Here is a 12,605-nt window from a genome sequence, read left to right on the forward strand (position 1 = left end):
GCTTTGCATGAGGGCGACTGGGGCCGATAAATGCCCGGAAGCCCTTGAAATCAGGGCTTTCAGGCAAAAAGAAAGAACTGCAATCCTGATACCCATTGTATCAAAATTGCAGTTCTTATTTGGTGGAGGCGAGGGGAGTCGAACCCCTGTCCGAAAACGCTTCAACGGGAACTTCTCCGGGCGCAGACGGTTATTTACATTCCCTTACCCAGGCGTGAGCCGTCACACTCAGGGGCTTGGTAGCTTCATTGTTCATGGTGCGCTCAAAGCTTTGCGCACACACGTGCACCACTCGTCGACGCCCAATCCCGGACCGTGGTCCTTCCGGGTTGGACGGCCGCGTTAAGCCGCGGCGAGAACTACGTTGTCGTCGTTCTTTAATTTATAAGTTGCCCGTTTTAAGGTGGCCAGGCGCCACCGCCCGCTATTCCCGCCTCTACGTCCCCGTCGAAACCAGTACGCCCCCATGTCGTCGGAGCAAGCTCCATATCATTCGCTTCGCCGTAAACGGCAAAGCTCACTCATTCCGCTGCTCCTCCTCTTCCAGCCGAACCCGCTTCGCTGGGCTTCGTCTGGATTGGAGAACGGAACGAAAGTCAGAGCGTCGGACCAATAGCACCCGCTTGACCACAAACGGCAAAGCTCGCTCATTCTGCTGCTCCTCCGCTCCGAACGAACCCGCTTGCGCTGGGCCTTGGCCGGATGGGGAAACGATACCATCATTCTTCCATGGGAAAAGGGAGAAAGATAAAACAACGACGATTGTTCTTCTTGGATTCTCATCCGCCGGTAAGCGGAGAGAATATTTCATCCGGCGGGGCGGGTAGCCCCGCCGGAGTGAAAGCAATGGGAAATCAGACCTTCTCGGGGGCGGGATAGTCCACGCCGAAGGTCTCCACGGTCACAGACTTCATCCGCTGATCCTTGCGGGGACGGTCGGTACGGACATCGCGGTCAGTGTAGACAATGGCGTCGGCCACGTCCATGCCCTCGATAACTTTGCCAAAGGCGGCGTAGTCGCCGTCCAGGTGGGGAGCCTTCTCCACCATGATGAAGAACTGGCTGCCGGCGGAGTTGGGATGCATGGCACGGGCCATGGACAGCACGCCGCGGTCATGCTTCAGGTCGTTCTTCACACCGTTGCGGGCAAACTCGCCCTTGATGGTGTAGCCCGGGCCGCCCATGCCGGTGCCGTTGGGGCAGCCGCCCTGGATCATGAAGCCGGGGATGACCCGGTGGAAAATCAGGCCGTTATAGAAGCCGGACTGCACCAGGCTGATGAAATTGTTGACCGTATTGGGAGCCACGTCGGGATAGAGCTCGGCGACCATTTTGCCGCCGTCCTCCATCTCAATGGTAACCAGAGGATTCTGAGCCATGGGGAACATCTCCTTTCAGTATGGGAAACCTTATCTCAGTAGCCGCCCCGGGACTTCATGGCCCGGTCCATCTCGCGCTTGGCGTCCTTGGCGGCGGCGGCGTCCCGCTTGTCATAGAGCTTCTTGCCCTTGGCAAGACCAACCTCCACCTTTACCCGCGCGTTGCGGAAATACAGGGAGAGAGGGATGAGAGAATAGCCGTCCACCTTGGTCTTCTGGAACAGACGGAGAATCTCACGCTTGTGCATCAGAAGGCGGCGGGTACGGCGGGGGTCCTTGTTAAAAATATTGCCCTGCTCATAGGGGGAGATGTGCATCCCCACCACGGACAGCTCCCCGTCCTTGACGATACAGAAGGCGTCCTTCAGGTTCACGTTGCCCTGACGGACAGACTTGACCTCAGTGCCGCAGAGCTCGATGCCGGCCTCATACTTATCCTCGATAAAATAATCGTGGTAGGCCTTGGGGTTCTTGGAGATAATTTTAATGCCCTTCTGGTCCACTGGGACGCACCTCCTTCCGGGCGGGTATGGCGGTGTGCGCCGGAAAGACGGCACAAATACCACTGTAAAAGTTATGATACCATGGAGCGGCAGCGGAATGGTATCATATGCCGTGTTTTTCGGTTGCCCCACAAGGGGCGAGAAAAACGGCTGAAAGAAAAGCATAATAGCCACTCTGTGGTTATTATACCATACCTGTCAAGGGCTCAGACAGAGAGATGTGCTCAGGCGGGAAAGTGGCGCAGCAGCACGGCCGGGGCGTCCTGTTCCAGAATGGAGCGGCCGTGCTCGGCCAGCCGGGCGTCCGGATGGGTGTCCGCGCCCTCAGTACGGCCAAACTCCGACAGACAGGCCGCCATGCCCCGCTCGCCGCCGGGAAGCGAGAGCCAGAAACGGCCGTCCAGCCAGGCCAGGGCGCTGTCCTGACACAGGGCGGGCAGGGCGCGGACGGCGGAGAGCAGTTCCTCAAAGCCGGAGAAGGAGAACCACTGCCGGGGCGGCGGCGCCACCCGGGCAAAGACCAGCACGCCGCAGGCCTCCGGGTAGGCTTCAATCTCAATGGGACCCTCCAGAGGCATGCCGGACCTGGCAAAGGCCGAGCGGGCCAGTTCCAGCGCCTCCTCCAGAGTGAGCTGGGCGGGCGTGAGCCCTCGCTCTTTCAGATCTGCCGCGGTGATGTACAGTACTGCGCTGCCGCTGCCGATGGATTGGATGGTCATAGAACGGACCTCCTTGCTCTGATGAGAAAATGGGCCGCAAAACGGGCCGAATACCATGGCTATCATTATAGCGGGCCTGTTCGGCGGTGAATAGCTGTAATGATTGGGGGAACTGGAAGAAGCGTCTCCGGGGTAGCGCTGAAATAGGGATTATGCTATAATAATACAATAGCGGAAAATTGGAACAGAGAGCATAACCTGAGCTATGCCGGATAATTCCATATGATACTTGAATAGATGGGGAGATTCATGATGGAACTGACAGAAAAGACACTGGAGAGCCGGGAGATTTTCCGGGGACGCATTGTCACCCTCAAGGTGGATAAAATCGAGCTGCCCGATGGGCATCAGTCGGGCAGAGAGGTGGTGGAGCACCCCGGCGGCGTAGCCGTGCTGCCCCTGGACGACCAGGACATGGTGACCCTGGTGCGGCAGTACCGCTATCCCTTCGGGAAGGTGATCACCGAACTGCCCGCCGGTAAGCTGGACGGCCCTGAGGACCACCGGGCTGCCGCACTCCGGGAGCTGAGCGAGGAGGTTGGCCTGGAACCCGAGGAGCTGACCTACATGGGCTGCCTCTATGCGTCCCCCGGATTCTGCACCGAGGTGCTGCACATGTACCTGGCACGGGGACTGAAGCAGGGCGCCTGCCATCCCGACGAGGGCGAGTTCCTGGAGCGGATCAAGGTACCCTTCGAAGAGCTGGTGGAGCAGGTCATGAACAACGAGATTTCCGACGCCAAAACAGTGGCGGCGGTGCTGAAGGCAAAGGTGCTGTTGGGGCGGTGAGAGGCCGCCTGCAGAGGAGGCAGTCATGAACAAGCGCATTCTCATTGTGGAAGACGAGAAAAATATTGTGGACATCCTCAGCTTCAACCTGGGCCGGGAGGGCTACGAGACCCTGGAGGCCTATGACGGTCAGTCCGGGCTCCAGCTGGCCCTGGAGCAGGACCCCGATCTGGTGTTGCTGGACCTGATGCTGCCCAAAATGAACGGCTTTGACGTGTGCCGCAGCATCCGGGCGGAGGGGAGAAACACCCCGGTCATCATGCTCACCGCCCGCGAGGAGGAGAACGACAAGGTCATGGGCCTGGAGCTGGGCGCCGACGACTATATCACCAAACCCTTCTCCATGCGGGAGCTGCTGGCACGGGTGAAGGCCAATATCCGCCGCCGGGAGATGGGAGGCGGCGCACCTGCCGCGCCCCAGGGTACCAGCAGGCTGGAGGCCGGGCGCATCTCGGTGGACCAGGACCTGATGGTGGCCTACAAGGATGGAAAAGCCTTGGACCTGACCCAGCGGGAGTATGAACTGCTGCGGTTCCTGGCCGCCCGGCCGGGAAAGGTGTTCTCCCGGGAGGCCCTGATGGAAAACGTGTGGAACTACGAGGGCTATGTGGGCGACGTCCGGGCTGTGGACGTGGCGGTCCGCCGCCTGCGGGAAAAAGTGGAGGACGACCCGGCTGCGCCCCAGATTATTGTCACCAGACGGGGCCAGGGCTACCTGCTCAACCCGTAACAGGAGAAGGCCCGGGCCGGGTCGTCCTCCACTGCGAAAAGGGACAAAGGGGACCCCGCAGGAACCAGGCAAAGCGGTTCCTGTGGGGAGAGGAGCCGCAAGGGAGCGGAGTGAATCCTGGCCGGCAGGCCGGGGAGAACGGTGCGGACTTTGCGGCGACGAGGCTCAGCCCCAGCTCATCGTGACACGGCGGGGGCAGGGATACCTGTTGAGCACATAAGGATATTTCGATAAAAGCAAAGCCCATGAGACAGTTCGGAAAACACTTCAGGAGGTGAGGACGCCGTGTTCAGAAGCCTGCATATGAAGCTGGTGCTCATTATGGTGCTGCTCATTGTGTCGCTGATGACGGTGGTGGGGGCGTTTCTGGTCAATTCGGTGTCCGCCTTCTACCTGACGGAATTTTATGACCAGATGCACACCGTATTCCGCTCCGATAACGAGACCCTGGCCCGTGACCTGCAGGCCGAGGCAGGAGAGGGGCAGAGCGATGTGGACGTGATTCAGGACGTGCTCAAGAGCTACATCGGCGCCCTGGGCATTGACAACCGCCACCGCAACTACTTTATCCTGGACGGTTCCACCGGCAAGTGCCTGGCCGCCTCCGACGAGGAGAAGGGTGCCAACCTGCGCATTACCCCCAACATCACCGCCGCCATCCAGAACCAGGAGGGGAACATGAAGGATGTTTCCGCCGACTACATGGATGTGGCGGTGCCCATCCAGCGGGGGGAGAACCGGTACATCATCTACATCCTGGACGACCGTACCACGGTCCAGAACCTGAACGCCCAGCTCTTCCAGCTGATCCTGGAGGCGCTGGCCTTTGGACTGGTTATCTCCATCCTGCTCTCCTTCCTCCTCTCCAAGACCATGATCACCCCCATCGAGCGGCTGACCACAGGCGCCGAGCGGGTGGCAAAGGGAGACTTCTCACACAAGATTGAGGTGGCCTCCAAGGACGAGATCGGCGTGCTCACCGGTACCTTCAACAACATGGCCCGGCAGCTGCGGGACACCATCCAGGAGGCGGAGAACGAGCGGAACAAGCTGGGTACCCTCTTCCTCCACATGACCGACGGTGTGGTGGCCTTCTCACGGGACGGGGCGGTCATCCAGTGTAACCCCGCTGCTGAGCGGATGCTCCGCCGGACCATCCCCGTGGGGGGCAGCGAGGTGACCTATGACACACTCTTCGGCGACATCGCCGCCCTGCCCTCCGTGCTGGCCGTGGAGCAGCCCGGCTATCTGGACGGCGAGCGGGAGATTGACGGCACTATCCTGGAGCTGCTGCTGGCACCCTTCTCCGGCGAGAGCGCCGGCGGCGTCATGGTGGTAATCCACGACGTCACCGAGCAGCGCAAGACCGAGGAGATGCGCCGGGAGTTCGTGGCCAATGTGTCCCACGAGCTGCGCACGCCCCTGACCAATATCCGCAGCTACGCCGAGACCCTGGTGGACAACGCAGGCGAGTTGCCCCCCAACACAGAGAAAAACTTCCTGGGCGTCATCCTCAACGAGTCCGACCGGATGACCCACATCGTCCAGGACCTGCTCACCCTGTCCCGGTTCGACTCGGGCCACAGTGAGCTCAAGCTGGCGCCCTTCTCCTTTGAAGGGGCCATCCGGGATGTATACAACGCCGTTCTGCTGGACGCCCAGCGCCACGGACACACCGTCCGCCTGGGGATTGAGGAGGATTTGCCCAACATTGTGGGAGACAGGGAACGGATTCTCCAGGTGATGATGAACGTGGTGTCCAATGCCATCAAATACACGCCCGACGGCGGCAGCATCTATATCTCCGCCGGACGGCTGAGAGACCGGGTGTGGATGGAGGTGGCCGACAACGGCATCGGTATCCCGCCCGCCGACCGGCCCCGCATCTTTGAGCGGTTCTACCGGGTGGACAAAGCCCGCTCCAGGGAGTCCGGAGGCACCGGCCTGGGGCTCTCTATTGCAAAGGAGATCATTGACCGACACGAGGGCGTCATTCGCCTGGTGGACAAGGACGGCCCCGGCCTGACGGTTCGGGTGGAGCTGAAGATTGAGGGGCCTGGCCATGGAGCGTAGAAAAAAACGCAGACGCCTGATAGAACTATGCAAGGACATCCTCATTGTCCTGCTGGCGCTGTCCGCCGTCTACCTCACCATGCGGACCCAGATCGGCGGCCTGGCGGGCTGGGACGGAGGCTGGCTCAGTGGGATATTCAGCGGAAAGCCCGTGGGCCTGCTGCCGGTACAGGAGGAGACAACCGTCAGCATACAGCCCAGACCCGTGCGCATGTCGGTGCAGCTGGGCAGCGGCGGCCGGTACGGCGTGCAGTACGACCAGACCGCTGTGGACGCCCTGTTTGACGCCACCGCAAGCCTCCTGGGCGACGCCCTGGGCAGCGCCCAGGAGCCGGTTCAGGTCACCGAGGCCGCCTGGCGGAACGCGCTGTCCAACGCATGGGGTATCTACTTTGATTTCCGGGGGACGGTTCCCCTGACTGTGCTCTCATCCGCCCTGTCCGGCGGCGCGGTCAATCAGGCGCTGCCTGAGGAGGGGGTCCGGCGGCTCCTGCTGGCTGAGGAGGACGGTGCCGTGCGCCTGTATTATAGTAATGAGAGCACCGGCCTGTACTATGCCTGTGACACGGCAGAAGCGCTGAGCGGGCCTGTCCAGACCGCGGCGGCCGCATACAGCCCCAACGGAACTGTATTTGCCTATGAGACCAGCTATACGGAACTGGCACCCTATGTGATGGTGGCTGCCACCCAGGCGGCACCCAAGGTATACCACGCGTCCAACCCGGTGGCACAGATGAGCGAGACTGACCGGGAGGGACTCATGGAGTCCCTGGGCTTCCATCCCCAGTCCAACAACAGCTATCGCAGCGGGGACGGGCTGATTGTCAGTGAGTGGCCCGACCGGCTGAGTATTCTGGACGACGGCCATGTGCGCTACGAGACATCTGCCTCCGATGAGCCCAAGTATCCTGTTGGTACGGCGGGAGAGCCGGTGGATGCCAAGGCTGTGGCCGAGGCTACATGGTCCGTGGCAGAGCAGACCCTGGGTGAGTCCTGCGGTGCGGCCAGACTCTATCTCATCGGCGTGGAGCAGATGGGTGAGGACGAGTGGCAGGCGGACTATGGCTACTGCCTCAACGGTGCGGCGGTGGAGCTGGGAAGCGAGGGCTATGCCGCCCGCTTCATTATCCAGGACGGACAAATTACGGAGTTTGAGCTCTTTTTCCGCAGCTATACCGACACAGGTGAGCAGTCCATCGTGCTGCCTGAGGCCCAGGCCGCCGCGGCCATGTCCGCCCAGAAGGCAGAGGGCAGCGAGCTGCTGCTGGCCTATGAGGACAGCGGTGCCACTGAGCTGCTGAAGGCGAAGTGGATTGCCATACAGGACCCTTGAGAAGTGAGGTGAACCGCCTTGGAGTGGTCCAAGATTAAGAATATTGTGCTGCTCATGCTTCTGGCGGTGAACCTGTTCCTGCTGGTGCTGGTGGCGGATCAGGAGAGGAAATCCGCTGTCTATCAGGAGGAAGCCCGCACCGGCGCGGTGGAAATCCTGGCGGCAGCCAACATCCACATGGACATGGAGGCTCTGCCCCCTGAGAGCAGGCTGCACACCATGGCTGTGGAGCGGGACCGGACTACGGAGGATACCATGGCCAAGGCCCTGCTGGGAGAGAGCGTGAAGTCGGGCGATCTGGGACCGGTCACCTACACAGGCAGCTACGGTGAGGGACAGTTCCTCAGCGATGGCAAGTTCTCCTTTACCTTTGATGAGAACAGTGTACCGGTGGGTGAAAAGACGCCGGAGGAGCATGGGCAGCAGCTGCTGGAAAAGGCGGGCTACCCATGCCAGGTGCTGGAGAGCCGTGAGCAGGAGGATGGAACCGTTCTGGTGACAGTACAGCAGCTGTGGGATGGCAGCCCGGTGTTCAACAGCGTGGCTGAACTGACCTATGTGGATGGCAGCCTGCGGAGTATCCGGGGCCAGCGGCTGATGGGCATCCCTGAGCCGGAGGCCGGGAGTGAACCCCTGGATGTGGCCACTATTCTGCTGCGCTTTCTCAGCGGTGTGCAGGACGGCGGTTATGTATGCAGCAAAATTATCAGCATGACGGCGGGCTATGAGGTTACCCTGTCCAGCACGGGCAGCGCGGCTCTGGATCCAGTATGGCTGATTACAACCAACACGGTTCCGTTCTATGTGGATGGAACCGATGGGACGGTCCGGCAGGCGGAATAAGATTAACAAGAACATGAAAGCGCTCTCTCCTTACTTTTTAAGTGAGGAGAGAGCGCTTTTTTGCTGTGGGGGAGACAGATATGGGGCTTTTTTCGAGAAAAGGGCGGAATATGTACGTAGGGGGGAAACCGGATGGCCCGGAACGTGCAACAAATGCCGCCCGGACAGGGAAGGGTGAAGGGCCCATAGGGGCACAGACAAAACAGGGAAAAGGAGCAATGCCATGAGTACACAGACAGAACACATCGGCCTGCACCAGTGGGAGAGCACGGACAGCTTTCTCCGAGAGGACTTCAACGAGGACAACAGGAAGATTGACGAGGAGGTGGGAAAGCTGATTGCCGCAGTTCCCATTATCAAGCTGGGCGAAATCACCACGTCGGAAAGCGCCCGACAGGTTGATGTTGATTTGTCGGAGATCGACTTTTCACAGTACTGGGAGGTACAGTTCCACATCCATGGCAACACCAGCCAAACGTGTGTTCTCTATGTCCGGCTCAACGGCGCAGCCGGTGAGGAGGACTATGAGTACAAAAGCGCAAACGGCAACAACTATGCAAGCAACTATCTGAGTGCAATTTCCCTGGGTTATCCCGGCAGTATGGACTATTACAGTGCAAAAGTAACCATTTTCAGCTCACCGGTCTTTATAAGCGCGCACACAGAGGGCTATGGAAAGGCAATACAGGATCAGCGCTCCTATGCCACACAGACCAGCGGCGTCACATTCTCCACATTGCAGGTTATGAATCTTGTTGCCAGTATCGGCACCATCGATGCAGGACTGAAAATTGAGATATATGGGGTGAAGCGGCAATGAAAATTGAAGTTTTGGTGTGTACGCTTAACGGGAATCAGCGCATGGAGTACCGTGACGTACCAGAGGAGTGGTTCCTGTCCACAGAAAAGGAATTGAATAGCGAGACTGGAACAGACGGTAAATAATCGTAAAAAGCGGCCCCTGGGTTTCCCCAGGAGCCGCTTTTTGGCATTACTGCAACTGTGAATTAGACAGCAGCAGCAACGAAAGTCAGGGTAATGGTGCTGGTGCTAGTACCATCCTCGGCGGTAACGGTAATGGTGATGGTGTTAGCAGGACCAGCCTGAGAGCCATTGTTCTGCACAACGGCAGTGCCGCTGACCACATAGGTAGCACCGGGAGCCACAGTCACTTCGCTGATGGCCACGGTCTTGCCCTCAGTAGCCTTAGCAGGGGCCTCAGCGACAGTGCCGCTGGTGCTGCTGGCATAGGTTTCATTAGCGCCATCAATAGTGTACTTAATGGCAGAGGCAGTAGCAGTATTGCTCAGAACCTGCTTGATGTACACGATCTCGGCCATACCGTCGTTGTTGGCATCGATAACAGTGACCACGTCGGTAGCATCAGCGGTCACAGCATCGAAGGAGAGAGTATTGACAGCGTCATCAGTGCCGATGTAGTAGATAGCGGTGTCGGCGTTCACAGTCTTGACGGTGGCGCCGGAAACCAGAGTGCCGCCGGAGACGTTGATGCCGTTGGTGGTGGAAGTAACAGTAACCTTGCTCACGATGCCATTAGCATCCTTCGCGGCAACAGTGTAGAAGGTGCGGACAACGGGAGCGCTGCTGTTATTAACCAGCTTGTTGGTGTCGAAAGCGGTGACATCGAGCTTCAGAGTGGTAGCCTCGCCGTTCACAATGGCGTTGACCACATAGTGAGCGGGAACATCGCCATTCTTGGGAACGTAAGTGGTCTCAATGCTGGAGCCGGTGAAGTAGACGATGTCGCCCACAGTACCGGTCAGAGTGCCGGCAGCAGAGACATACACGTAGGAGGCGATACCGTTCTTCACGACGACCTTCATGGTAGCGCCGGACATGGAGGGAACCTCATTGATGCCCTTGTAAGCAGTGTAGACAGCCTTGCCGTCGGTACCGGTGGTCTTGACCAGGAAGATGGTGTTGGCGCTGGCCACACCCTTGCTGGCGCCGCCGCGGACAGTCAGGTTGGCATTGCCGTTCTTGATCTCGGTAGCGGTGGAAGCAGTGGCATCAGCGGTCACAGCAGTCAGCTCATACTTGCCGTTGCTGTCAACAGAATAGGTGTAGAACGCATCCTTGACAACATTGCTGAGTTCGGTCTTGTTAGAAGTATCACCGCCAACAGCAGCGGTGTCCTTTACGATGGTCTTGCCACCCAGCTTGGAGATGGTCACGATCTCGGTGGTGCCGTCATCCTTGAGCAGCTGAGCCTGAGCATACTTGCTCTCGCCCAGAGCGCCGGTACCGTCAACCCAAGCGGTATCCAGAACCACAGCATAGCTGTTGTCGGTGGCCTTGTCGGTGTCCTTCACAGCCTTGACAATGTTGTTGGCGTTGTCCAGGTAGAAGGTGTAGGTGTTGGTGTAGTCCTTGCTCCAGCTGTTGGAAGCGTTGGTCAGGTCAGAGGTCAGATAGTAGGTGCCGTCCAGCAGGAGACCCTTGGTGGAGTGCAGGCCGGAAACAACGCCGGAGACGGAGGCAGCCTTCTCGATGTAGGTGACCTTGCCGATCTGGACGTACAGAACCACGTCGCCCTTCTTCAGGTCGGCATAGCCCTTCACGGTCTCAGTGGTGTTGGCAGCGGAGAAAGCGTTGATAACGCCGGGCACCTTAACCTGGGTAGCGTCGCCCACAACCTTGGTGGAGGGGGCAGCAGTCAGGGTGGCGACCTTCTTCTCGGTAACCTTGATGATGTCGGCCTTGCCGTTGTTGTTGCTGTCGATGAACTCAACGATGGCGCCCTTCTTGGCGGCAGCGGTGGTCACATCGCTGTTGAAAGCGGTACCGGCAGCAGCGTTGGGGACAGTCTTCTGAACGCCGTTGACAAAGCTGTAGATATCGGGGTTGGAAGTACCCATCTCAACAGCGGCCAGGAAGTCCTTGTGGCTAGAGGTAGTAGCGTTGGTCAGGTTGATGCCAGTGTTGGCAGTAGCCAGAACAACAGTAGAAGCAGCGGTCAGAGAAGTGGAGTACAGGGACTTGTAGGTCAGAGTAACCACACCGTTGTTCACGTTCACGTCGTTCTTGGTGTAGAACGCAACCTTAGTGCCGGCCTGATCGGGAGAAACGGCAAACTTGGCAGCGTTGGCGGCATTGACGGCAGCAATCTCAGCGGCAGTAGCGCCGGAGAGAGCGGTCAGGGTAGCGTCGCCGTTAGCAGGAATGTTGCTCACCAGAGCCTCAACCTTGGCCAGACCATAGACCTGCTGGCCCAGGGTGGTGGCAGCGCTGACGTACTTGCTCAGGTACTGAACGCCCATGTCATACTGGAACTCGGGAGTCACAGTCTTGGCGAACAGAGCGTTGTAGATCATCTGAGCAGCGCCGTCACGGGTCAGAGTGTCGGTGGCCTTCACGCTCATGTTGTTGATCAGACCGGCGGCCTGAGCGTCCTTCATGATGTTGACGGACCACATGGAGTCGCCCTGATACTTGCTGGCGTTGGCGTCATAGCCCAGAGCGACCAGCAGCATCTTGGCAGCCTGGACAACGGTCACGCCCTGGGTGGGGAAGAAGTGGCCCAGGCCGTCGCCGGAGATGATGCCGTTGGCATAGCAGTACTTGATGTAGCCCTCGGCCCAGTTGGTGTCGATGTCGGTCAGGTCGGTCTTGGTGCCCTCGAAGATGGCAGCATCCACGTCGCCCATCAGAATGTAGGTGATGAGCTTGGCCATGGTGGCACGGTCCACGCCCTCAGAAGGGGCGAAAGAGCCGTCGGGCTTGCCCACGATGATGCCGAGATCGACCATCAGGGACACAGCCTCTTTGTTGGTGACCTGATCCATGTCGGTCAGATCAGCCGCAGTCTTGTCCGCAGCGCCGGCGCCGATGACCATCATGCCCAGGAGCATGACGGAGGCCAGAGCCAGACTGAGGACCCGCTTGAGGTTTCTCATTTGGAAATTCCTCCTTCTAAAATTTGAGTGTCAGGGTCGAAAACAACCGCTCAGGGTCGTATAACTCCCCTTGCCTCTGTGGGCATGATAATACATCCCGGCGAAATCGTCAAGCGGTTTTCCCCATTTGTAACACAACCGTAAAACTACGTCCTCGCCGTTCCTGTCTTATCATTTTTTGTTAGACGATACGGCCATTTAAAAGGTTCCCGCCCTGTTTTAAAAATTTTTCTGGACTTTTCACGCAGCTGTAACATTTCCATTCCTTAAATACATATAAGGTTTGGGTCCCCCGTTTCGGCGCGTCGGGCACCCGTTT

Annotated in this window: 10 protein-coding genes and 1 other RNA gene; 6 read left to right on the forward strand and 5 right to left on the reverse strand. The window is 58.9% G+C overall.

All coding sequences use genetic code 11. The features are described from left to right. Positions 1-120 precede the first annotated feature (120 nt). The 4 genes from ssrA to ACOX7T_RS11105 all read right to left on the reverse strand — a co-directional run bounded on the left by ssrA (position 121) and on the right by ACOX7T_RS11105 (position 2,601). Positions 121-466, reverse strand: a transfer-messenger RNA (tmRNA) gene (gene ssrA, locus ACOX7T_RS11090). A 388-nt stretch (positions 467-854) separates the two neighbouring features. Further along, positions 855-1,379: a peptidylprolyl isomerase gene (locus tag ACOX7T_RS11095; RefSeq protein WP_433442715.1), complete on the reverse strand. Its 525-nt coding sequence runs from the start codon at positions 1,377-1,379 to the stop codon at positions 855-857. A gap of 35 nt (positions 1,380-1,414) precedes the next feature. Next, on the reverse strand, positions 1,415-1,882 hold the full coding sequence (smpB, locus tag ACOX7T_RS11100) for an SsrA-binding protein SmpB (protein ID WP_006573054.1): 468 nt from the start codon (positions 1,880-1,882) through the stop codon (positions 1,415-1,417). 224 nt (positions 1,883-2,106) lie between these two features. Then, a complete protein-coding gene (locus ACOX7T_RS11105) occupies positions 2,107-2,601 on the reverse strand; it encodes a hypothetical protein (RefSeq protein WP_433442717.1) in 495 nt (164 codons plus the stop codon). Positions 2,602-2,850: 249 nt separating this feature from the next. Here ACOX7T_RS11105 and ACOX7T_RS11110 point away from each other — a divergent pair, with 249 nt between their 5' ends. The 6 genes from ACOX7T_RS11110 (at position 2,851) to ACOX7T_RS11135 (ending at position 9,189) form a co-directional block, all read left to right on the forward strand. Continuing rightward, positions 2,851-3,390, forward strand: coding sequence for an NUDIX domain-containing protein (locus tag ACOX7T_RS11110; protein WP_433442719.1), 540 nt, complete (start codon positions 2,851-2,853; stop codon positions 3,388-3,390). A 25-nt stretch (positions 3,391-3,415) separates the two neighbouring features. Beyond that, positions 3,416-4,120 (forward strand): response regulator, encoded by a 705-nt coding sequence (locus ACOX7T_RS11115; RefSeq protein WP_433442721.1) that lies wholly within the window; start codon positions 3,416-3,418, stop codon positions 4,118-4,120. Positions 4,121-4,423: 303 nt separating this feature from the next. After that, complete coding sequence (locus ACOX7T_RS11120) at positions 4,424-6,193, forward strand: ATP-binding protein (RefSeq protein WP_433442835.1); 1,770 nt, start codon at positions 4,424-4,426, stop codon at positions 6,191-6,193. Further along, complete coding sequence (locus ACOX7T_RS11125) at positions 6,183-7,526, forward strand: hypothetical protein (RefSeq protein ID WP_433442723.1); 1,344 nt, start codon at positions 6,183-6,185, stop codon at positions 7,524-7,526. The genes ACOX7T_RS11120 and ACOX7T_RS11125 overlap by 11 nt, the downstream gene beginning before the upstream one ends. An 18-nt stretch (positions 7,527-7,544) precedes the next feature. Then, positions 7,545-8,369, forward strand: coding sequence for a hypothetical protein (locus ACOX7T_RS11130; protein WP_433442725.1), 825 nt, complete (start codon positions 7,545-7,547; stop codon positions 8,367-8,369). 223 nt (positions 8,370-8,592) lie between these two features. Then, positions 8,593-9,189 (forward strand): hypothetical protein, encoded by a 597-nt coding sequence (locus tag ACOX7T_RS11135; RefSeq protein ID WP_433442727.1) that lies wholly within the window; start codon positions 8,593-8,595, stop codon positions 9,187-9,189. A 187-nt stretch (positions 9,190-9,376) separates the two neighbouring features. Here the strand turns inward: ACOX7T_RS11135 and ACOX7T_RS11140 are convergent, their stop codons facing one another. Beyond that, a complete protein-coding gene (locus ACOX7T_RS11140) occupies positions 9,377-12,286 on the reverse strand; it encodes an S-layer homology domain-containing protein (RefSeq protein ID WP_433442729.1) in 2,910 nt (969 codons plus the stop codon). Positions 12,287-12,605 lie beyond the last annotated feature (319 nt).

Origin of the sequence: Pseudoflavonifractor sp., assembly GCF_050943825.1 — a bacterium.
Classification (GTDB): domain Bacteria; phylum Bacillota; class Clostridia; order Oscillospirales; family Oscillospiraceae; genus Pseudoflavonifractor.

Excerpts from the sequence above, each read along its gene's own strand:
- ACOX7T_RS11095 (WP_433442715.1), bottom strand. The coding sequence starts at position 1,379 with ATGGCTCAGAATCCTCTGGTTACCATTGAGATGGAGGACGGCGGCAAA.
- ACOX7T_RS11105 (WP_433442717.1), bottom strand. The coding sequence starts at position 2,601 with ATGACCATCCAATCCATCGGCAGCGGCAGCGCAGTACTGTACATCACC.
- ACOX7T_RS11110 (WP_433442719.1), top strand. The coding sequence starts at position 2,851 with ATGATGGAACTGACAGAAAAGACACTGGAGAGCCGGGAGATTTTCCGG.
- ACOX7T_RS11115 (WP_433442721.1), top strand. The coding sequence starts at position 3,416 with ATGAACAAGCGCATTCTCATTGTGGAAGACGAGAAAAATATTGTGGAC.
- ACOX7T_RS11120 (WP_433442835.1), top strand. The coding sequence starts at position 4,424 with ATGAAGCTGGTGCTCATTATGGTGCTGCTCATTGTGTCGCTGATGACG.
- ACOX7T_RS11125 (WP_433442723.1), top strand. The coding sequence starts at position 6,183 with ATGGAGCGTAGAAAAAAACGCAGACGCCTGATAGAACTATGCAAGGAC.
- ACOX7T_RS11135 (WP_433442727.1), top strand. The coding sequence starts at position 8,593 with ATGAGTACACAGACAGAACACATCGGCCTGCACCAGTGGGAGAGCACG.
- ACOX7T_RS11140 (WP_433442729.1), bottom strand. The coding sequence starts at position 12,286 with ATGAGAAACCTCAAGCGGGTCCTCAGTCTGGCTCTGGCCTCCGTCATG.